Here is a 19,870-nt window from a genome sequence, read left to right on the forward strand (position 1 = left end):
CCATGACCGTGAAAACGCCCATTGCCCCGCGCCAGACCAAACCCGAGCTGGAGCACGACTATGTGCGCTCGCCCGCGCTGGGCTACGAGTCGCCCGAGACGGCGGGCTTCATCCGCTGCCTGTCACACGGGTTTCCCACGCCGCTGGCGCGCTGGCACTACCACGATGAGTACGAGCTGCACCTCATCACCGCGACGTCGGGCAAGGTGTTCGTGGGCGACTGGATCGGGCAGTTCCAGCCCGGCCACCTGGTGCTGACCGGGCCGCGCCTGCCGCACAACTGGATCAGCATGGACCTGCCCGAAGGGGGCGTGCCGCTGCGCGACCTGGTGATCCAGTTCTCGCACGCGCCGCTGGTGGCCAGCAGCGAAACCATCCCCGAGCTGCGCGAGGTGCTGCCTCTGCTGGAGCGCGCGCGCCACGGCGTGGAGTTCTTTGGCATGGAAGCGCAGGCCCAAGACCACTGGCACCGCATCAAGGCGCGCCAGGGGCTGGCCCGGTTCGGTGCGTTCTGCGAATTCATGAGCGACTTGGCCCGTTGCACCGACTTTCGCCTGCTGTCGAGCACGCAGCTGCAAAGCGAGGACAACGACACCCAGCTCGACCAGATCAACGCCATCGTGAGCCGCATCACCGACCATCTCGCCGACCCGCTCTCGGCGGCCGACCTGGCGCAGGAGCTGGGCATGACCGAAAGCCGCTTCTCGCGCTTCTTCCGCCGCGCCACGGGCAACACCTTCACCGACTTTGTGAACCTGGTGCGCGTGAACCGTGCGTGCCAGCTGCTGATGGAAACGGACCGCTACATCACCGACATTGCGTACGACGTGGGCTTCAACAACATGGCCAACTTCAACCGCCGGTTTCTGGACATCAAGGGCATGACGCCGAGCGAGTACCGCAAGCAGGGTGTGGGGCGGTATGGAAAGTCCCCCTGAGTCGCTTGCAGCGCCTTCCCCCTGAAAAGGGGCCGACGCCCTTGCTGCGAAGTAGCCCTCGCTGGGCGTCCCTGGCCTGGAGCGCTCCCGTTGCAAGCGGCTGAGGCATTGCTTTAACTTTGATTCACTGACATTTGCCCATCATCCATGTACCTCGGAATCGATTTAGGCACCTCGGGTGTCAAGCTCCTGCTGCTCGACGAAACGCAGACCGTGATCGCCACTGCCGACGCTGCCGTGGCCCAATACCGCCCCCAGCCCACCTGGAGCGAGCAGCACCCGGCAGACTGGCTGGCCGCGGTAGAAACCGCCGTGGCGCAGCTGCGCGCGCAGGCGCCTGCCGCGTGGGCGCAGGTGCGTGGTGTGGGGCTGTCGGGCCACATGCACGGCGCCGTGGTGCTGGGTGCGCAGGCCAACGTGCTGCGCCCCGCCATCCTGTGGAATGACGGCCGCGCCAGTGCGGAATGCGCCGCACTGGAGCAGGCTGTGCCCACCTCGCGCCAGATCACCGGCAACCTCGCCATGCCCGGCTTCACCGCGCCCAAGCTGCTGTGGCTGCGCACGCACGAGCCAGAGGTGTTTGCACAAATCCGCACCGTGCTGCTGCCCAAGGACTGGCTGCGGTTGCAGCTCACCGGCGATGCGGTGAGCGACATGTCCGACGCATCCGGCACGCTGTGGCTGGATGTGCAGGCCCGCGCCTGGAGCCCGGCGATGCTGCAGGCCTCGGGGCTCGATGCATCGCACATGCCGCTGCTGGCCGAGGGCAGCGCGGCCACCGGCACCTTGCGCGGCGATGTGGCGCGCCGCTGGGGCTTGGGTGATGGGGTGGTGGTGGCGGCAGGCGCGGGCGACAACGCCGCCAGCGCCGTGGGTGTGGGCGCCCGCACCACGGGCCAGGGCTTTGTGTCGCTGGGGACCTCGGGTGTGGTCTTTCGTGTGACGGATGCCTTTGCACCTGCCACCGAACGCGCCGTGCACGCCTTTGCGCATGCGCTGCCGCAGCGCTGGCACCACATGTCCGTCATGCTCAGCGCAGCCAGTGCGTTTGGCTGGGTCACGCGGCTCATAGGACGGGGTGATGAGGCACAACTGTCGGACGCCGTGGGCGCCATGCCCGCCAGCCGGCAGGCACAGGCACCGCTGTTCTTGCCCTACCTGAGCGGCGAGCGCACGCCGCACAACAATGCGGCTGCGACCGGTGTCTTCATGGGCCTGCGCGCCGAGCACGACGCCACCGACCTTGCCTACGCCGTGATGGAAGGCGTGGGATTTGGCCTGCTGGATGGCCTCAACGCCATGCGCGCCGCTGGGGTGGGGCAGGGCAGTGTCGTCGCTGTTGCGGGGCATGGCGATGCCGCCCTGGCGCTGGTCGGCGGCGGAGCCCGCAGCAACCCCTGGGCGCAGCTCTTGGCCAGCGCGCTGGATTGCCCGCTGCAGCGCCCCCAGGGCGCACACGCCGCCGCTGCCCTGGGCGCCGCCCGCCTGGCTGCCATGGCCTGCGGTGGCGACGAAGCCCACTGGTGTCAGCCCCTGCCCGCCGACGCCACTTTCAGCCCCCAGCCCGCACAACAAGCCCTGCTGGCCGAGCGCTACGCCCGCTTTGTCGCGCTATACCCGGCACTGCAATCGCAGTTCTGACGCTGCTGTCCGCATCCTCTTCACATCCACCATGACTTCGGTACACAACACTTCCCAGGCCACGGCTCCCATACAGGCCGCCATAGCAGGCGAGGCCCTTATCGATCTCATCCGCCGCCCCGACGGCAGCTACCTGCCGTGCCTGGGTGGTGCGCTGTACAACCTGTGCCGCGCGCTGGCCCGGCAGGGCGTGGGCACGCAGTACCTCAACCCCTTGTCGCGCGACCGCTTTGGCCGCGAGCTGGCCGCGCAGCTGGTCGCCGACGGCGTGTTGCTCGCCCAGCCCGAGCCGGTGCAACAAGTCACATCACTGGCCGTGGTCAACCTCAATGAACACGGCCACCCCGACTACGCCTTCTACCGCGAAGGCGTGGCGGACCGCGCCGTGTCGGCACAAGGCCTGGACGATGCCTGCACCGCCTTGCCCGCACTGCAACTGGTCTGCACCGGCGCGCTGGCGCTGGACGCATGCGACACCGCCATCTACCTGCCCTGGCTCGAAGCCCAGCGCGCAGCAGGCCGCTGCGTAGTGGCCGATGCCAACCTGCGCCCCTCCGTCATGCCCGACCTGGTTGCCTACCGCACGACGGTGCACGCCGCGCTGGCATACGCCCACATCATCAAGGCCAGCGACGAAGACCTGGACCACCTTGCCGTGCCCGGCACTGACGCCCTGGCCCGCGCCCGCCACCTGCTGGCCGCCAACCCCCAGGCCCATCTGCTGGCGCTGACGCTGGGCGGGGATGGTGCGTGGCTGCTGCATCGCAACGGTACACAGTGTTTTGCGAAGGAGGCCCAGCCGCTGCAGGTGGTGGACACCGTGGGCGCGGGCGACAGTTTTCTGGCGGGGCTATTGGCTCACCTGCTGCGGCAGGCGCAGACTGCCGGTGGCGCGGAGAGTTTTGCGCATTTCGTCGCAAGCTTGACGGCTGAAACGTGCCAGCACGCGCTGCGCCACGCGCTGGCCAGCGCGAGCCTGTGCGTGATGGAGCAGGGTTGTGTTCCACCGGGGTGGGAGGCTGCGAACGAGTGGAGTCGGCTGCATCCGGCAGCCCAAGACCCAGCTTGAGTAAGGGGACCGCAGACGTTCCTATCTTCGGGCCATCTATCATTTCCCCTCGCAAATTTGCGGAGGATGCAGATGACAGAGTTTGTGGTTGCGATGCTGTGGTCGGTGGTGGAGGTGCTGCTGGTGTATACCGGTGCGCTGTTGGTGCGCGTTCTCAGCTTGGGCCGCTGGCGCACGGAAAACGCGCGCAACAAGGAAGCCCGCATCTTTGCACCCGCAGGGGCGTTGTCGTTTCGGCGTGACGGCCAGCGTGTGGTGACCGCGAACGGGGTGTACATCGCGGGCTTCCTGTTCTATGCAGTGCTGGCGGTGGGGCTGGTGAGTGTGGTGCGATGGGGCTCAGCAGCATGACGGCCTCTGGTGAGGCGCCCCACGCACTATGCGTCGTACCGGTCGGCTGCGATGCAGCACAGGCCGCCTGCACCGTCGTCCGTCAATCCATCACCCACTGCTGCGCGCCCGACCACGGTAGCGACCCCACCATCCTCGCCGCATGGCTGGCCAACAAGACCCCAGAGAACGTGGCCGCGTGGATCACCGCACCCGATGCAACGGCGTGGGCTGCGTACTGCGGGGAGGCGATGGTGGGTTTTGCCCTTTTGACGCGGACCACGCTGGCGCTTTGCTATGTGGTGCCAGAGGCCTTGCACCAGGGCGTAGGCCGCGCCTTGTTGCGTGAGGCCGAGGCCCGTGCGCGAGAGTTGGGGTTGGCGGCCCTGGAGCTGGAGAGTACGCGCACGGCGGAGGCTTTTTACCGCCGCAATGGCTATGAACCCGCAGGTGCAGTGCAGTCTTGGGCAGGGCTGCAGGCGCAGCCGATGCGCAAGGTGTTCTGAAGAGCGCTCTGGGCCGCGTGGACCGCGATGCCCAGAGCCACGACCCCGCCGAGTGCCCTGTTCATCAGGGTTGTGGTCGCCGTTGGAAGTGAGAATTTTGATAAAAAATGGCTCTGGCGCTTGATGCGTAAGCGCAAGTAGCTATTGTTTTAATAGTAAATCTCGGCGTGGCTGGCAGGCGTTGATCAGAGTTCCTGCGCGTAGACGATGGACCCGTGGTGCTTGGCCATCTTGTCGTACAGCACTCGCGCGGTGGTATTGGTTTCGTAGGTCTGCCAGTACACCCGGGACGATCTGGCCGCGCGTGCCGCGTCGTAGACGGCATCGATGAGCGCACGCCCCACACCCCGGCCCCGTGCGGCTTCGTGGGTATACAGGTCGCTCAGGTAGCAGATCGGATCGATGCGTGTCGTGCTGCGATGAAAAAGGTAATGCGCAAGCCCGAGGATCTTGCCGTCCGCAGTGTCCTGCGCCACGAGGCAGAAGACGGGCTCTGCCGGGTCCAGCAAGCGCTGCCAGGTGGTTGCGTTGATGTGTTCGGGCAGCGCAGTGGCGCCAAAGCGGCCGTAAAACGCGTTGTAGCCATCCCAGAGCGGCCGCCATGCGGCGTAGTCTTCGGACTGAACGGGGCGCACGGAAACGGTAGCGGTCATGGGATGGGCCTTCCTGGAAAGGGTTGCGGATGGGCGGTGAACAGGGGGCGCAAGGGATGTGCGGGGGCTGTGGCCTTGTGGGGCCACCGTCTGTCAGGCGCGTGGCTGCAGCACCCGCCCGGGATTCATGATCCCCTGCGGGTCCAGCGCCTGCTTGATGGCGCGCATCATCGATAGCGCCACGGGCGACTGGTACTTCTCCAGCTTGTCGGCCTTGAGTTCGCCGATGCCATGCTCGGCCGAGAACGAGCCGCCGAACTCGGCCACGGCTTCGTAGACCAGGTGATTCACATGCGCCTCGTGCTCGCGCAGAAAGGCCTTGGGGTCGCCCTCGGCGGGCGCCTGCACGTTGTAGTGCAGGTTGCCGTCGCCCAGGTGGCCGAAGTTGACCAGGCGCACGCCGGGGATTTCGCGCTGCAGCACCGCATCGGTGTGCGCCACAAAGGCGGGGATGCGCGAGATCTGGATGGAGATGTCGTGCTTGATGTTCAGGCCTTCCTCGGCCTGCGCGAGCGGAATGTTTTCGCGGATGTGCCAGAGCTGGCTGGCCTGGGTGAGGTTCTCGGCCACCACGGCGTCGGTCACGCAGCCCAGCTCGAACGCGGTTTCCAGCACCGCTTCGAAACGGGCGCGGGCATGTTCTTCGGATTCGCTGTCGGAGTTTTCGAGCAGCACACACCAGGGCGCGTTCTCGTCGCCCAGAAACGGCACGCGCAGTTGTGGCATGTGCTTGCCCACCAGGCTCAGCGCAAACTGCCCCATCACCTCAAAGCCCGTGAGGCCCGCGCCCAGCTGCTTGTGCGCCAGGCCCAGCAGCGCCACGGCGTGTTCCATCGACGGCACGGCGGCCCAGGCCGTGAGGCGTGCTGCGGGCTCGGGGTAGAGCTTGAGCGTGGCGGCGGTGATGATGCCCAGCGTGCCTTCGCTGCCGATGAACAGGTCGCGCAGGTCGTAGCCGGTGTTGTCCTTGCGCAGGCCCTTGAGGCCGTCCCACACCTCGCCCTGGGCGGTGACCACTTCGAGGCCCAGGCACAGGTCGCGTGCATTGCCATAGCGCACCACCTGCGTTCCGCCCGCGTTGGTGCCCAGGTTGCCGCCGATGGTGCAGCTGCCCTCGGCCGCCAGCGACAGGGGAAACAGCACACCCGCGTTCTGCGCCACGTCCTGCAGGTTCTGCAGGATGCAGCCGGCTTCCACGGTCATGGTCAGGTTGTCGGTGTCCACGCTGCGCACCGCGTTCATGCGCGTGAGGCTCAGCACGATCTGTGTGCCGGAGTCGTCGGGTGTGGAGCCCACGGCCAGGCCGGTGTTGCCGCCTTGCGGCACGATGGAGGTGCCCGCTGCGGCACAGGCCTTGACTACGGCGGCCACTTCCTGCGTGCTGGCGGGGCGCACCACGGCCAGGGCCTTGCCGCGCACGCGGCGGCGCCAGTCCTGCTCCCAGGCAGAGAGATCGCCTTCGGTGATCACATGGGCGGGGCCGACAAGGGTGCGCAGGGTGTCAAGCAAAGTGGTCATGGCAGAGCTTTTTCAAAGTCAGGAAAAGGGTGTGGCAGCGGTGGCAGCAGCATCCAGGGTGTTCACGGCATCGATGGCATCAACATGCATTGACAGCCATCAGGGCGCCGATGTGGCCGCAGGGACTGCCGCTGCTGCTGCCGCGGCCTTCGCATTGCGCTGGCGCAGCCGCACGTGCAGCGTGCACGCGGTGAACAGCACCAGGCACAGCGCCACCTCGGCCCAGGCGAGCCATTGCGAGGGCGGTTTGTCGCTCCAGCCGCGCACCACGCCTTCGGTGAAGTACAGCCAGATCACCAGGCTGACCCAGCGGTAGGTGTACATGCGGTTCTTGAGGACGCCGGCGAGCGGAATGCACAGCGGCAGCGCCTTGAGCGCCAGCCAGGAGCCGCCGGGGCGCAGCGGTGCCAGCACCAGCTCCCACGCCAGGCACAGCGCGATCAGCGCCAGCAGGCAGCCGGTGGCCACCCAGCGCGTGGCGGCCACGGAGTTGTCGGAGGGGAGCGCGGGCACGGAAGCGGCGGCTGGGGCGGCGGGGGAGGCAGTCATTGGGGTGGCATCATATCGGCCATGCCCTTTTCCTTACAGACAGTAGCGTCGCGCACCGAAGCGCTGATGACCGAGCTGTCGCACTTTCCCTGGCGGACCACTGCGCAGACCTTGCGCGAGCGGTTCCGTGAAGACCACCTGGGCCTGACCGCCAGCAGCCTCACCTTCACCACCATTTTGGCGCTGGTGCCCTTCTTCACCGTGGCACTGGCGGTGTTCACGGCGTTCCCCATCTTCGGCAAGCTGCAGGATGCGCTGCAGGGCTGGCTGGTGAACAGCCTGGTGCCCGACAGCATCTCGCGCCAGGTGCTCGGTTACCTCACGCAGTTTGCGGCCAAGGCCAGCAGCCTGGGTGTGGCCGGTTTCAGCATCTTGCTGGCGACGGCGCTGGCGCTGATCCTGACCATCGACCGCACCCTCAACGACATCTGGCGCGTGCAGCGGCTGCGGCCGCTGGGGCAGCGGGTGTTGATCTACTGGGCCGCCATCACGCTCGGCCCGCTGCTCATGGGGGCCAGCCTGGCGCTCACGTCGTATGTGATGTCGGCCTCGGGCGGGCTGGTCAAGCGCCTGCCCGATGGTGTGCAGCTGCTGTTCGATTCGATCCAGTTCGTGGTGCTCGCGGGCGGCATGGCGTCGCTGTACCACTATGTGCCCAACACGCCGGTCAAGTGGCGGCATGCCTGGACGGGCGGGCTGTTCGTGTCGGTGTGCATCGAGCTGGCCAAGAAGGTGCTGGCGCTGTACCTGGGCAAGGTGCCCACCTATTCGGTGGTGTATGGCGCGTTTGCCACGCTGCCTATCCTGCTGGTGTGGATCTATGTGGCCTGGGTCATCGTGCTGCTGGGGGCGGTGGTCACGGCCTACTTGCCCAGTTTGCTGGCCGGTGTGGCGCGGCGCAGCACGGTGGCGGGCTGGACGTTTCAGCTGGCGGTGGAGGTGCTGCAGCAGCTGCACCGCGTGCGCCACCAGCCCCTCAAAGGCCTGCGCCCCGGCCAGCTCGCCCAGTTGCTGCGGGTGGACGTGCTGCAGTTGGCCCCGGTGCTGGAGGCGCTGACCGCGCTGGACTGGGTGGGCCAGGTCAACGATGCGGCCGTGGACGCATCGGATGTGCCCGAGCCCCGCTATGTGCTGCTGGCCAACCCGGGCGCGACACCCCTCGCACCGCTGGTGCAGCGCCTGCTGCTGGAGCGCGCCGAGAGCCTACAGCCGCTGTGGTCACAGGCCCGGCTGGACGGATTGCTGCTGGAGGATGTGCTGCAGCCGGGTGCTGGCGCTGACCCCGCCCAGGGCGCGCTGCGGGCAGGGTCGGTGTAAGCTATCGAAAATATAGCTGCTTGCGCTTGTTGGATAAGCGCTAGGGCCTGTTTTTACTTGAATTTATCGCCGTGGCAGCTGTGGCGAATCACCGCTTCAGAACGGCACCTTCCCCGTCCAGATGTCCTTGTACATCACCCAGTCGCCCATGAAGCTGTAGAGCGGCCGCTTGAAGCTGGCGGGCTTGTTCTTCTCAAAGCCGAAGTGACCCACCCAGGCAAAGCCGTAGCCGCACAGCAGCCCGTACAGCAGGTACTGCGGCTTGCCCGTGGCCAGCAGCATGGCCATGCAGACCAGGGTGAGCGTGGAGCCCACGAAATGCAGCCGGCGGCAGATGCGGTTGCTGTGCTCGCTCAGGTAGAAAGGGTAGAAGTCGGCAAAGCGCTTGAAGGTGCGCGGGTCGGTGGGGGTGTGGGGTGCACTGATGTCCATCGTTGTCTCCTTGTGGGCGGGACTGCCCCGGTGCCAATCGCTTTATACGCCCAGGCCCCAAAAAATGCTGTGCCGTGATGGACAGGGGTTGTTGCGGGCTGTCCTTGAACAGGTTCTGCCACTATGGCCATGATGACTTCCATTGAATCCACCACCACCCCACCTGGCAGTGCCCCGTCAGTGGGCCGCGAGCACGCCATCGATGCACTGCGCGGCTTTGCGCTGCTGGGCATCCTCATGGTCAATGCGGGCAGTTTTGCCTCTACCTACTTTGGCGTGGGGGTGTCCGACCCGGCCTTCTCGCGGCCCGTGGACCACGCTGTGCGGTGGCTGGTGAGCTTCCTCTTCGAGACCAAGTTCTACCTGCTGTTCTCGCTGCTGTTCGGCTACAGCTTTGCGCTGCAGATGGACGCCGCCCAGCGCGCCGGCAGCGCTTTTGTTCCGCGCTTTCTGCGGCGCCTGCTGGGGCTCTTGCTGCTGGGGCTGGGGCATGCGTGGCTGCTGTTTGCGGGCGACATCCTGGTCACCTACGCGCTGCTGGGCCTACTGCTGCTCGTGTGGCGGGGCGTGCGTCCGGCCACGGCGGTGGTGCTGGCACTGGCGCTGCTGGGCGCCACTGCCGGGGGCTGGGGCCTGCTGGCCTGGCTGGTGGCACAGGTGCCGCCGATGGACCTGCCCCTGGCCGAGCTGCACGCGAAGGCGCAGCAGGCCGCGCAGGCGTATCGCGCCAGTGCCCTGGAGGCCATTGCGCAGCGTGGGCGGGACATGGCCGAGGGCGTGTGGTTTGTGCTGGTATTCGTGCAGGGCCCGTGTGCGCTGGCCATGTTTCTGCTGGGGCTGGCTGCGCACCGCACCGGCTATCTGGCCACCGTGGCGCGGCAGCCTGCGCGGCTGCGCCGCTGGATGGCGTGCTGCCTGCCTGTGGGTGTGGCGGGCGCGTTGTTCTATGCCTCGGTGCAGTCTGGGGCCAGCGGGGCCCAGCAGCCCGAGCAGGTGGGCCTGGCCGCGCTGGCGGTGGATTTGGCCACCGCGCCGCTGCTTACTTTCGGCTATGTTGCGCTGCTGCTGTGGCTTCTGCAGCGCGGCCCTGCCGGGCAGCGGCTGGGCGCGGTGCTGGAGCCTGCGGGACGCATGGCGCTGTCGAACTACCTGCTGCAGTCGCTGGTGGGGGCGCTGGTCTTCACGGCCTATGGCCTGGCGCTGGTGGGCCAGGTGTCGCCAGGGTGGGTGGTGCTGGGCGTGCTGGTGCTGTACGCCACCCAGCTGGCGTGGAGCCGCCGCTGGATGGCCATGCATGCCTATGGCCCGGTGGAGTGGCTGCTGCGGGCCTTCACGCTCTGGCAGTGGCCTGTCTGGCGGCGTGGCGCACGCTGACCTGCGGTGCGGCAGGCCAGCGGCGTGTATTGCCTCTGCGGGATCAGCGGGCCAGGAAATCGCGCAGCGCGAACAGCGTTTCTTCCGGTGCCTCGGTCATCTGGTGGTGGCCCACCGGCAGGTTTGCCACCTGCACCGATTTGCCCGCTGCACGTGCAGCACTGATCAAACCCTGCGCGGCCTTGGGCGCGGTCATCTGGTCCTGCGCGCCCAGCGCAAACAGCACTGGGCAGGTGAGTTGCGCCATGGCGGCCTCGCCCCCCGCATAGCTGTCGCAGGCCACAAACCCCCGGTGGAACACGTTGACGGCCGGGTTGCTGCGCAGCACCTTGCGGCCCAGCGCCATGCTGGCGCCAAACACCCAGGTGCCCGGCCCCAGCGCCGACGGGGGCGCCGCCAGCGTGTTGCGCGAAAACACGTTGACCATGCGCAGGGCCTTTTCGGGGTCGCTCTGCGAGGCCTCGATGAGGGCGGGCGACACCTTCATCGGGAAGGCCGTGCCCACCAGCACCAGGTGGCTGACGCGGTCCTTGAGCCGCGCGGCGGCTTCCATGGCGATGAGAGAACCCCAGCTGTGCCCCACCAGCGCCGCGCGCTGCACGCCTGCGGCATCGAGCAGTGCGCCAATGAAGTCGGCCGCCTGTTCCACCGATGCGGGGGCTTCACCGCCGCTGCGGCAGTGGCCCGGCAGGTCGACGGCCAGCACGTTCCAGCCATGGTTGGCCATGTAGCGGCTTTGCAGGGCCCACACGCTGTGGTCGTTGAGTACGCCGTGGATGAACACCACCGTGGGCTTGGCGGCATCAAATGCCTTGCCGCCGGTGTAGCAATAGATGGCAGCGCCGTTGACTTGGAGGTGCATGGTCAGGACTCCCGCCGGGCCGCCCCAAGGGAGGCCTGCGCCCCCTTGGGGGGCAACGAATACACGAAGTGATGAGCGTGGGGGTTCATGGGTTTACTGCTTTCTCGGCGGCTTTCAACGCGCGCTTGAGGTCATCAATCAGATCATCGGCGTCTTCGAGGCCAATGGACAGCCGGATGGTGCCCTGGGTGATGCCCGCGCTGGCCAGGGCCTCGTCGGTCATGCGGAAGTGGGTGGTGCTGGCTGGGTGGATCACGAGGCTGCGGCAGTCGCCCACATTGGCCAGGTGGCTGAAGACCTTGAGGGTTTCGATGAATTTCTTGCCCTGTTCGCGGTTGCCCTTGAGGTCAAAGCTGAACACCGACCCTGCGCCGCGCGGCAGCAACTTTTGCGCGAGCGCATGGCTCCCGTGCGATGCCAGCATGGGGTGGCCCACGCGCGACACAAAGGGCTGCGCGGCCAGGAATTCCACCACCTTCTCGGTGTTGCGCATGTGCTGCGCCATGCGCAGCGGCAGGGTCTCGACGCCCTGCAGAATGAGCCAGGCCGTGTGCGGGCTCATGCAGGCGCCAAAGTCGCGCAGGCCCTCGCGGCGTGCGCGCAGCAGGAAGGCGCCCACAGTGCTTTCTTCGGTGAACACCATGTTGTGAAAGCCGTCGTAGGGCTGGGTCAGCTCGGCAAATTTGCCGGCGGATTTGGGGCCGTCCCAGTCAAAACTTCCGCCATCCACCACGATGCCCCCCACCACAGTGCCGTGGCCCGAGAGGAACTTGGTGGCCGAGTGGTAGACCAGATCGGCGCCATGTTCCAACGGCCGCATGAGCCAGGGCGAAGTCAGGGTGGAGTCCACCAGCAGCGGTACGCCCGCCTCGTGGGCAATAGCGCTCACGGTGGGGATGTCCAGCACATCCAGGCCCGGGTTGCCCACGGTCTCGCCAAAGAACAGCTTGGTGTTGGGCCGCACGGCGGCGCGCCAGGCGTCGATGTCGCCGGGCTTCACGAAGGTGGTCTCGATGCCAAAACGCGAGAGCGTGTAGTGCAGCAGGTTCTGCGAGCCGCCATACAGGGCTGTGCTGGCCACGATGTGGCTGCCGGCGCCCATCAATGTGGCCACGGCCAGGTGCAGCGCTGCCTGGCCGCTGGCGGTGGTGATGGCGCCCACGCCGCCTTCCAGGGCCGACACGCGTTGCTCCAGCACCGCGTTGGTGGGGTTGCTGATGCGGCTGTAGACATGGCCGCCACGCTCCAGGTTGAACAGCGAGGCCGCATGGTCGCTCGATTCAAAGACGAACGACGTGGTCAGGTGGATGGGGGTGGCGCGTGCGCCGGTGGCGGGGTCGGGGCTGGCGCCAGCGTGCAGGGCCAGCGTGTCAAAGCCGGGGTCGGAGTAACCGGGCATCTGTGTGTCTCCCATGTTGTCAATTCAGCCGGGCATTGTGGGCTATATTTGGTAGCAAATTGTCTACAGCGCCTGCCGCGCTGCTCTTGCCCTCTCGGAGACCCAGCACCATGAAAGTCAGCGACATCCTTCGCGTCAAAGGCAACACCCTGTACACCGCTTCGCCCGACGAGCCGCTGGCAGGTGCCGTGGGCCTGATGGCCGAACGCGACATCGGCTCCCTGGTGGTGATGGAGCATGGAGACCTGGTGGGCATGCTCACCTTCCGCGAGGTGATCCAGGCCGTGGTCAAGAACGGCGGCAGCGTGGGAACGATGCTGGTGCGCACGGCGATGGACGATGCACCCCTGACCTGCACGCTCGAAACCGACATGGACGAAGTGCGCCGCATGATGCTGGACCGCCATGCGCGCTACATGCCCGTGATGGACCGCAAGATGCTCATGGGCGTGATCAGCTTCTACGACGTGGCCAAGGCCGTGGTGGACAGCCAGAACTTCGAGAACAAGATGCTCAAGGCCTACATCCGCGACTGGCCGGAAGACGAATCCCGCAGCGGCTGACCGCCGCATTGCCCGCAAGGGGCATCAGCGCAGGTCCTGCGCCTGCGCGCAAAGCCAGGCCTCCAGCTCATCGGGCGGCATGGGCCTGCCAAACAGATAGCCCTGCATGACAGGGCACCCATGGGCCTGCAGCCATTGCTGCTGGCCGGTGGTTTCCACCCCTTCGGCCACTACCACCATGCCCAGGCTGTGGGCAATGCTGAGTACCGATACCGTGAGGGCGCGTGCGGTGGGGCTGGTGGTGAGGTCTTGCACAAACGCCATGTCCAGCTTGAGTTCGCTGATGGGCAGGCGGTGCAGGTAGCTCAGGCTGGAGTAACCCGTGCCGAAATCGTCCAGCGAGAGCTTGAACCCCTTGTTGTGCAGCGCCTCGATGTTGGCCAGCGTCACCGGTCGCGCGTCCATCATCACGCTTTCGGTGATCTCCAGCAGCACATCGTCCGTGCTCAGGCCGTGGCGCTCCAGGGCATCACAGACCTGCTGTGCAAACTCTGCCTGGTGAAAGCTGCGCCCCGACAGGTTCACGGCCACGCAGGGCACGCTGTGGCCGGCCGCACGCCATGCGGACAGCTGTGCACAGGCTTCGTCCAGCAGCCACAGGGTCAGCTGGTGAATGAGCCCGGCTTCTTCGGCCACGGGGATGAACCGGGTGGGGGGCACCATGCCCCATTCGGGGTGTTGCCAGCGCGCCAGGGCTTCCACGCCGTGCAGGGTGCCAGGTGCACTGCTGAGCACCTGGGGCTGGTAGTGCAGGCTGAGGCTGCGGTCGGTCAGGGCCTGGCGCAAGGCGCGCTCCAGGGCGGCGCGCTCCTGCGCGCGCCGGTTCATTTCGGCACTGAACAATTGCAGGCTGTGTCGGTGATCGCTTTTGGCCTGGACCATGGCCTGGTCGGCATGGCGCAGGAGTGTGTCGATCGCATCGCCATCTTCCGGAAACATCGCAATGCCAATGCTGGCGTGGCAGACATGGGCCTGCCCGTGGATGTCCATGGGGCGTGCCATTTCCTGCAGCATGCGGTGGGCTGTCTGCACGGCCTGCTCGGTGGTGCATTCGGACAGCAGCAGCACAAATTCATCACCCGCCAAGCGGCCAATCAGATCGCGCGCACGCAGGCATTGCGTCAGCCGCTTGGCCACCTCGCACAGCAGTGCGTCGCCTGCGGCATGGCCTTGTATGTCATTGATCTGCTTGAAGCGGTCCAGATCGATGAACAGCAGCGCGCCGGGGTGGTTGTCCTGCCGCAGGCTGACAAGCGCCCGTGCGGCACTGCTGCGGAACATGGCGCGATTGGGCAGCCCGGTGAGTTCGTCAAAGAAGGCAAGCTGGTGAATACGCTCGCGTGTGGCGTTGCGCTCAATGGCCAGCGCGCACAGGTGCAGGCACACGTCCACCAGCCGGTGGTGCAGCGCGTCCGGGCCGCGCGGCTCCCGAAAGTAGAACGCAAAGGTGCCAATCACCTTTCCCGTATGGTCACAGATCGGGCTGGACCAGCAGGCCCGCATGCCACTGGACTCAAACAGGGCGCGGTAGTCGGCCCACAGGGGGTCGGTGGCGATGTCTGTGACCGCCACGGGTTCGCCCCGGAAGGCCGCGGCACCGCAGGAGCCTGCACGGGGCCCGATGGGAGCTCCGTCGAGCGCCTGGCTGATGGCAAGCGGCAGCCCCGGCGCCGCCAGCGGGCGGAGCAGGCCCCGCTCGTCCACGGCCAGGATGGACGCCGTGACTTCGGGGGCGATGCGTTCGACTTCGCGGCATACCAGGGTCATCAGGTCTGCCAGCGGCAGTTCGTTGACCATTCCCTCGAGCACCCGCTTTTGCAGCACTTCGTGCATTTTGGTGAGCGTGATGTCGGTCAGCACCGTGATGGTGCCGCCCGGCCCGCCCGAGGCCTCGTCCGAGGCATTGATCATCATCGCCACCCAGCGCGGCTGGCCGGCCTTGCTGTACAGCAGCGTCTCGACATGGAAGACGCCCTGCTTGTGGATGCCGTCACGGATTTCCCCCAGCAGCCCCGGGTCGGAGTGCGGGCCCAGCAACACATCACTGAGGTATTTGCCCAGGACCTCGGTGGGGCTGAACCCGAACAGGCGTGTGAACCCTTCGTTGACATACACCACGTGCTTGGCACTGTCGCTCATCACAATGGCGTTGTCGCTGGCGTCCAATGCCCGGCGCAACGGGGCATCGGCCAGGGGGGCTGGCGGCGGGGTGCCGGGGTGGGATGGGGAATCGGAAGAGTGCGGGGCTGAAACGGGCATGAACGTCCCAAAGATCGGGTACTGATGCTAGCAAGCGCGCGTTGCAATGCCAAGCGCGTTTGTGGCGTGTGTTTGTCTGCACCACATTTCGCACCCCGGCCTTGATGCAGGGTGCTCCATCGCGTGTGCCGAGCCGGTGGTGGTCGCCGCTCTGGGATAATCCATCGCCATGAGCGGCAATACCTTCGGTTCCCTATTCGCAGTCACCAACTTTGGTGAATCCCACGGCCCGGCCATTGGCTGCGTGATCGACGGTTGCCCGCCCGGCATGCCGCTCACCGAGGCCGACATCCAGGCGGACCTGGACCGGCGCCGCCCCGGCACCAGCCGCCACGTCACCCAGCGCAACGAGCCCGATGCGGTGGAAATCCTCTCCGGCGTGTACGAGGGCAAGACCACCGGCACACCGATCGCGCTGTTGATCCGCAACACCGACCAGCGCAGCAAGGACTACAGCAACATCGCCGAGAGCTTCCGCCCCGGCCATGCCGACTACACCTACTGGCACAAGTACGGCATCCGCGACCCGCGCGGCGGTGGCCGCTCTTCGGCCCGGCTCACTGCGCCCACGGTGGCCGCCGGTGCGGTGGCCAAGAAGTGGCTGGCCCAGCAGTACGGCGCCCAGTTCCGCGCCTGCATGACCCAGCTGGGTGAGCTGGCCATCCCGTTCGAGAGCTGGGACCATGTGCGCAGCAACCCTTTCTTCGCCCCCGTGGCCGACGTGCAGCAGTACGAGGACTACATGGACGCCCTGCGCAAGGCCGGTGATTCGTGTGGTGCCCGCATCCGCGTGCAGGCCACCGGCGTGCCTGTGGGGCTGGGCGAGCCGCTCTATGACAAGCTCGACGCCGATATCGCACACGCCATGATGGGGCTGAACGCCGTGAAGGGGGTGGAGATTGGCGCCGGTTTTGCCAGCGTGGCCCACCGGGGCACGATGCACGGTGATTCGATGACGCCCCAGGGCTTTCGCACCAACAACGCGGGCGGTGTGCTGGGTGGCATCAGCACCGGGCAGGACCTGGAGGTGAGCATCGCCATCAAGCCCACCAGCTCCATCATCAGTCCGCGCGAATCGATCGATGTGCATGGCAAGAGCACCGAAGTCATCACCAAGGGCCGCCACGACCCCTGCGTGGGCATCCGTGCCGCGCCGATTGCCGAAGCGCTGCTCGCGCTGGTCATCATGGACCATGCCCTGCGCCACCGTGCCCAATGCGGCGATGTGGTGCCGCCGGTGCCGCCCATCCAGGCCTCGTTTCTGTAGCGGGTGCAGCGCGCTGCGGGGCGGGCCCGGGCGCGCTGAAGCAGGTGATGGCGGGGCGTGCAGCGATGTGCGCCCTTTTTTCTTTGACATGACTTATGCAAAAACTGGGTTCAGGCATGCGGCTCGCTCCATGGCCAGGCGGCTGTTGCATCCAGATTTGCGTAAGTCCTATTTGATTGAACAAGGCAGTCCCATGCACAGGTTGTTGGCACAGGCATTCAATGGATCGGGCTGGGCTCGCAGCGGGTCGGCGCTTGCCGCGGTGGGCGCGCTCGGGGCTCTGCTGGCGGGTTGCGGCACGGCCGTGCCGTTCGCGGGCGGGCAGGGGCCCGAGTACATCGACATCACGCTGATTGGCTTCAATGACCTGCATGGCAACCTGGAGCCGCCCCACATGGCGCACAGGGTACAGGGGCCGTCAGGGCCCGTGGCCGCGCCTGCAGGAGGCATGGCCTACCTGGCCAGTGCCATGGCGGCGCTCAAGGCCCGGGGGCCGCACCATGCGGTGGTGTCGGCAGGGGACATGGTGGGTGCGTCGCCACTGGTGTCCTCGCTCTTCCTGGACGAGCCCACCATCGAGGCCGTCAATCTCATGCAGATTGACTTCAATGCCGTGGGCAACCATGAGTTCGACCGGGGCTGGCGCGAACTGCTGCGCCTGCAGCACGGGGGTTGCGAGAAGTTCACCGCGCGCCAGCCCTGCCAGATCAGCCAGCCCTTTGCGGGCGCACGGTTCGGTTTTCTGGCCGCCAACACCGTGCGCACCGAGGATGGGCGCACGCTGCTGCCCGCCACCGGGCTCAAGCGCTTCACGGAGGGTGGGGTGACGGTCACCCTGGGCGTGATCGGGCTTACGCTGCAGGCCACGCCCACCATGGTCAGCCCCTCGGGCGTTGCGGGCCTGCGCTTTGAGGACGAAGCGGCCACGGCCAATGCCCTGATTCCGCAGCTGCGGGCCCAGGGCGCCGATGTGATCGCCGTCGTCATCCACGAGGGCGGTAGCACCACGGCGGGTGTGCAGGAGACGAGCTGCGCGGGCCTCTCCGGCGACATCGTCCCCATTCTGGAGCGGCTGGACCCGGCCGTGGACGTGGTGGTTTCGGGCCACACGCACCAGGCCTATGTCTGCGACTACAGCCGCGTGAACCCTGCCAAACCCTTTCTGCTGACCAGCGCCGGGCAGTACGGCACGCTGCTCACGGACATTCAATTGCGGGTAGACCCCCGGACGCGCCGCGTGGTGCACAAGGCGGCGCGCAACGTGGTGGTGCAGGGCGAGGCTTTCACCGGCAGCCAGGGGCAGGTGCCGCTCACCTCGGCCGTGCCGATCTTTCCGGCCGATCCGCAGGTGCAGAAGGTCATCGACACCTACCGCGCCGCCGCCGTGCCGCTGGCCCAGCGTCCCGTGGGGCAGGCCGTTGCGGCCCTGCGGCGCACGCCGGCTCCATCGCTAGAAAGTGCGCTGGGGAACCTGGTGGCCGATGCGCAGCTCCATGCCACGCGTGCACCGGAGCAGGGTGGGGCGCAGCTGTCGTTCATGAACCCGGGTGGACTGCGCGCTGACCTGGTGCCCGACGGACAGGGGCTGGTGCGCTACGGCCAGTTGTTTGCGGTGCAACCATTCGGCAACCAGCTGGTCGTCAAGACCTTCACGGGAGCGCAGGTCAAGGCGGCGCTGGAACAGCAGTTCGCCAGCGGCAGCAACACCGTGCAGCGGCCCCGGGTGTTGTCGGCGTCGGCAGGGTTTTCGTACCGCTACGACCTCACCCAGCCAGCGGGTGCGCGCATCAGCCACATGGCGCTGAACGGCACACCGCTGCAGGACAATGCGCTGGTGCGCGTGGTGCTGAGCAGCTACCTCGATAGCGGTGGCGACAACTTCACGGTGCTGGCCCAAGGCCGTGACCGCCTGGTGGGTGGGCTGGACCTGGACGCGCTGGAGGCCTACTTCCGCGCCCACAGTCCGGTGCCCGTGCCCGCCATCGACCGTATTTCCCGCGTGGCCCGCTGAACTGCCCGTTCGGGTGGTTGGGCGGTGTTGTCCGGCACTTAGCTGCGCCCTGGGCGCAGTGCCGCCAACCAGCGCAATGGGTTGAAGCCGGTCACCAGACCGGTGGCCACCAGCACCAGCGCTCCGCCCCACACCATCCCGGTGCCCAATGCCTCGTCCAGAAAGATGTGGCCCCAGGCCACGCCGAACAGCGGAATCATGAAAGCCGAACTCATGGCCGCCACGGGCGAGACATGTTGGAGCACCCGCAGGTTGAGCCAGTAGGCCAGGCCCGAGGTCACGACGCCCATCACCGCCACAGCGGCCAGCGCGCCCGGTGTGAAGTGCGCTTCGGGCAGGCTCCAGGCCGCACCCGGCAGCAGCAACACCAGCGCTGCGGCGTGGATGCCGGCGGCGATCGACAGGGGCGACATGCGGGTGGTGGCGCGCTTCATCCAGGTGGTCGAGACGCCGTAGCAGGCCGAAGCGACGATGCAGCCCAGGGCCGCGATCAGCAGCGCTGGCGTGGGCTCCATGGGGCCCAGTTGCACGATCAGGGCCACGCCCGCAAAGCCGCACAGGCAGCCCAGCCATTTGCGCAGGCTCAGCGTGTCCTCCTTCATCCACGCAGCGGCCAGTACGCTGAACGGAACGGCCATGGTGTTGAGCAGTGAGCTGTACCCCGCCGGCAGGTGCAGGGCGGCCCACGAGTAGAGCAGGAAGGGCACCGCGACCGTGAGCGTACCCAGCCCGAGCAGCTCCCGCCAATGGCGCCACGGCCACGATTCGTTGGCGACCCGCATGATGCCGATGAGCGTCAGCGTGGCCAGGCCAATGCGCAGCGCGGCCATGACGTTGGGCCCCAGTACAGGGCTGGCAATGCGGATGAAAAGAAACGAGGCGCCCCACAGGGCGGACAGCAGCACCAGCTGCAGGAAGTGGCGGGTTTTCACCGGGCGCATTGTCGGGCACTGGCGGGGTGCGCACCGGCGGACGCCAAGCCAATTTTTAAGTCAAATTGGCCTCTAGCGCTTATTGAGAAAGTGCTGGCAGCTATCAATACAGGAGTATTTTGCGGTGTGGCATACGCGACAGCGGTGGCCCACTCCGGCGTACACCCATCTTCTGTGGATGCTTGTTTGCTATTTTATTTGTAGCTGCTGGCGCTTGCTGGTGAAGCGCTGGATTGCGAAAATCCTTGAA

At 66.8% G+C, this 19,870-nt stretch carries 18 protein-coding genes; 10 read left to right on the plus strand and 8 right to left on the minus strand.

All coding sequences use genetic code 11. The annotated features are described in order from the left end of the window. The first annotated feature begins 2 nt into the window (after nt 1-2). The 5 genes from ASE52_RS09520 to ASE52_RS09540 all read left to right on the plus strand — a co-directional run bounded on the left by ASE52_RS09520 (nt 3) and on the right by ASE52_RS09540 (nt 4,484). Nucleotides 3-938 (plus strand): AraC family transcriptional regulator, encoded by a 936-nt coding sequence (locus tag ASE52_RS09520; protein WP_057225687.1) that lies wholly within the window; start codon nt 3-5, stop codon nt 936-938. A 147-nt stretch (nt 939-1,085) separates the two neighbouring features. Then, complete coding sequence (gene xylB / locus ASE52_RS09525) at nt 1,086-2,579, plus strand: xylulokinase (RefSeq protein ID WP_057225690.1); 1,494 nt, start codon at nt 1,086-1,088, stop codon at nt 2,577-2,579. Between the two features lie 31 nt (nt 2,580-2,610). Next, the gene (locus tag ASE52_RS09530; RefSeq protein WP_057225692.1) at nt 2,611-3,648 is read left to right on the plus strand and encodes a PfkB family carbohydrate kinase; all 1,038 of its coding nucleotides are present in this window, start codon (nt 2,611-2,613) and stop codon (nt 3,646-3,648) included. Between the two features lie 72 nt (nt 3,649-3,720). After that, a complete protein-coding gene (locus ASE52_RS09535; protein WP_057225832.1) occupies nt 3,721-3,999 on the plus strand; it encodes a hypothetical protein in 279 nt (92 codons plus the stop codon). After that, nucleotides 3,996-4,484, plus strand: coding sequence for a GNAT family N-acetyltransferase (locus ASE52_RS09540; RefSeq protein ID WP_057225834.1), 489 nt, complete (start codon nt 3,996-3,998; stop codon nt 4,482-4,484). The genes ASE52_RS09535 and ASE52_RS09540 overlap by 4 nt, the downstream gene beginning before the upstream one ends. 185 nt (nt 4,485-4,669) lie before the next feature. Here ASE52_RS09540 and ASE52_RS09545 read toward each other — a convergent pair whose 3' ends face one another. The 3 genes from ASE52_RS09545 to ASE52_RS09555 form a co-directional block, all read right to left on the minus strand. Then, nucleotides 4,670-5,137 carry a GNAT family N-acetyltransferase gene (locus ASE52_RS09545; RefSeq protein WP_057225693.1) on the minus strand — a complete coding sequence of 156 codons (468 nt, stop codon included), beginning with the start codon at nt 5,135-5,137 and terminating at the stop codon, nt 4,670-4,672. Nucleotides 5,138-5,230: 93 nt separating this feature from the next. Further along, nucleotides 5,231-6,655: an FAD-binding oxidoreductase gene (locus ASE52_RS09550; protein ID WP_057225695.1), complete on the minus strand. Its 1,425-nt coding sequence runs from the start codon at nt 6,653-6,655 to the stop codon at nt 5,231-5,233. A gap of 99 nt (nt 6,656-6,754) precedes the next feature. Next, the gene (locus tag ASE52_RS09555; protein ID WP_198928096.1) at nt 6,755-7,204 is read right to left on the minus strand and encodes a DUF2069 domain-containing protein; all 450 of its coding nucleotides are present in this window, start codon (nt 7,202-7,204) and stop codon (nt 6,755-6,757) included. A 21-nt stretch (nt 7,205-7,225) separates the two neighbouring features. Between ASE52_RS09555 and ASE52_RS09560 the strand changes: the two genes are divergently transcribed. Then, the gene (locus tag ASE52_RS09560; protein WP_035198662.1) at nt 7,226-8,521 is read left to right on the plus strand and encodes a YihY family inner membrane protein; all 1,296 of its coding nucleotides are present in this window, start codon (nt 7,226-7,228) and stop codon (nt 8,519-8,521) included. Nucleotides 8,522-8,617: 96 nt separating this feature from the next. Here ASE52_RS09560 and ASE52_RS09565 read toward each other — a convergent pair whose 3' ends face one another. Beyond that, entirely contained in the window at nt 8,618-8,953 is a 336-nt protein-coding gene (locus tag ASE52_RS09565) for an Mpo1-like protein (RefSeq protein WP_010457794.1), read from the minus strand. A gap of 123 nt (nt 8,954-9,076) precedes the next feature. Here ASE52_RS09565 and ASE52_RS09570 point away from each other — a divergent pair, with 123 nt between their 5' ends. After that, complete coding sequence (locus tag ASE52_RS09570; RefSeq protein ID WP_082606829.1) at nt 9,077-10,327, plus strand: DUF418 domain-containing protein; 1,251 nt, start codon at nt 9,077-9,079, stop codon at nt 10,325-10,327. Nucleotides 10,328-10,370: 43 nt separating this feature from the next. Here ASE52_RS09570 and ASE52_RS09575 read toward each other — a convergent pair whose 3' ends face one another. Continuing rightward, nucleotides 10,371-11,189, minus strand: coding sequence for an alpha/beta hydrolase (locus tag ASE52_RS09575; RefSeq protein ID WP_057225701.1), 819 nt, complete (start codon nt 11,187-11,189; stop codon nt 10,371-10,373). A gap of 85 nt (nt 11,190-11,274) precedes the next feature. Beyond that, nucleotides 11,275-12,588 carry an O-acetylhomoserine aminocarboxypropyltransferase gene (locus tag ASE52_RS09580; RefSeq protein WP_057225842.1) on the minus strand — a complete coding sequence of 438 codons (1,314 nt, stop codon included), beginning with the start codon at nt 12,586-12,588 and terminating at the stop codon, nt 11,275-11,277. A 110-nt stretch (nt 12,589-12,698) separates the two neighbouring features. Here ASE52_RS09580 and ASE52_RS09585 point away from each other — a divergent pair, with 110 nt between their 5' ends. Then, a complete protein-coding gene (locus ASE52_RS09585; protein WP_057225702.1) occupies nt 12,699-13,151 on the plus strand; it encodes a CBS domain-containing protein in 453 nt (150 codons plus the stop codon). A 24-nt stretch (nt 13,152-13,175) separates the two neighbouring features. On the opposite strand, the gene ASE52_RS09590 is transcribed toward ASE52_RS09585, so the two are convergent. Then, entirely contained in the window at nt 13,176-15,410 is a 2,235-nt protein-coding gene (locus ASE52_RS09590; protein ID WP_082606830.1) for an EAL domain-containing protein, read from the minus strand. Nucleotides 15,411-15,579: 169 nt separating this feature from the next. Here ASE52_RS09590 and aroC point away from each other — a divergent pair, with 169 nt between their 5' ends. Both aroC and ASE52_RS09600 read left to right on the plus strand, forming a co-directional pair. Further along, the gene (aroC, locus tag ASE52_RS09595; protein WP_057225708.1) at nt 15,580-16,677 is read left to right on the plus strand and encodes a chorismate synthase; all 1,098 of its coding nucleotides are present in this window, start codon (nt 15,580-15,582) and stop codon (nt 16,675-16,677) included. 193 nt (nt 16,678-16,870) lie between these two features. Next, a complete protein-coding gene (locus tag ASE52_RS09600) occupies nt 16,871-18,688 on the plus strand; it encodes a bifunctional metallophosphatase/5'-nucleotidase (protein WP_057225710.1) in 1,818 nt (605 codons plus the stop codon). Nucleotides 18,689-18,726: 38 nt separating this feature from the next. Here the strand turns inward: ASE52_RS09600 and ASE52_RS09605 are convergent, their stop codons facing one another. Next, nucleotides 18,727-19,629, minus strand: a complete 903-nt coding sequence (locus ASE52_RS09605; RefSeq protein ID WP_010457811.1) for a DMT family transporter — start codon at nt 19,627-19,629, stop codon at nt 18,727-18,729. Between the last annotated feature and the right edge of the window lie 241 nt (nt 19,630-19,870).

Origin of the sequence: Acidovorax sp. Root275 (assembly GCF_001428965.1) — a bacterium.
In the GTDB taxonomy this organism is placed as follows: Bacteria; Pseudomonadota; Gammaproteobacteria; order Burkholderiales; family Burkholderiaceae_C; genus Acidovorax; species Acidovorax radicis.

Coding starts and splice junctions, on each gene's coding strand:
- ASE52_RS09520 (WP_057225687.1), top strand. CDS start 3: ATGACCGTGAAAACGCCCATTGCCCCGCGCCAGACCAAACCCGAGCTG.
- xylB (WP_057225690.1), top strand. CDS start 1,086: ATGTACCTCGGAATCGATTTAGGCACCTCGGGTGTCAAGCTCCTGCTG.
- ASE52_RS09530 (WP_057225692.1), top strand. CDS start 2,611: ATGACTTCGGTACACAACACTTCCCAGGCCACGGCTCCCATACAGGCC.
- ASE52_RS09535 (WP_057225832.1), top strand. CDS start 3,721: ATGACAGAGTTTGTGGTTGCGATGCTGTGGTCGGTGGTGGAGGTGCTG.
- ASE52_RS09540 (WP_057225834.1), top strand. CDS start 3,996: ATGACGGCCTCTGGTGAGGCGCCCCACGCACTATGCGTCGTACCGGTC.
- ASE52_RS09545 (WP_057225693.1), bottom strand. CDS start 5,137: ATGACCGCTACCGTTTCCGTGCGCCCCGTTCAGTCCGAAGACTACGCC.
- ASE52_RS09550 (WP_057225695.1), bottom strand. CDS start 6,655: ATGACCACTTTGCTTGACACCCTGCGCACCCTTGTCGGCCCCGCCCAT.
- ASE52_RS09555 (WP_198928096.1), bottom strand. CDS start 7,204: ATGACTGCCTCCCCCGCCGCCCCAGCCGCCGCTTCCGTGCCCGCGCTC.
- ASE52_RS09560 (WP_035198662.1), top strand. CDS start 7,226: ATGCCCTTTTCCTTACAGACAGTAGCGTCGCGCACCGAAGCGCTGATG.
- ASE52_RS09565 (WP_010457794.1), bottom strand. CDS start 8,953: ATGGACATCAGTGCACCCCACACCCCCACCGACCCGCGCACCTTCAAG.
- ASE52_RS09570 (WP_082606829.1), top strand. CDS start 9,077: ATGGCCATGATGACTTCCATTGAATCCACCACCACCCCACCTGGCAGT.
- ASE52_RS09575 (WP_057225701.1), bottom strand. CDS start 11,189: ATGCACCTCCAAGTCAACGGCGCTGCCATCTATTGCTACACCGGCGGC.
- ASE52_RS09580 (WP_057225842.1), bottom strand. CDS start 12,588: ATGCCCGGTTACTCCGACCCCGGCTTTGACACGCTGGCCCTGCACGCT.
- ASE52_RS09585 (WP_057225702.1), top strand. CDS start 12,699: ATGAAAGTCAGCGACATCCTTCGCGTCAAAGGCAACACCCTGTACACC.
- ASE52_RS09590 (WP_082606830.1), bottom strand. CDS start 15,410: ATGCCCGTTTCAGCCCCGCACTCTTCCGATTCCCCATCCCACCCCGGC.
- aroC (WP_057225708.1), top strand. CDS start 15,580: ATGAGCGGCAATACCTTCGGTTCCCTATTCGCAGTCACCAACTTTGGT.
- ASE52_RS09600 (WP_057225710.1), top strand. CDS start 16,871: ATGCACAGGTTGTTGGCACAGGCATTCAATGGATCGGGCTGGGCTCGC.
- ASE52_RS09605 (WP_010457811.1), bottom strand. CDS start 19,629: ATGCGCCCGGTGAAAACCCGCCACTTCCTGCAGCTGGTGCTGCTGTCC.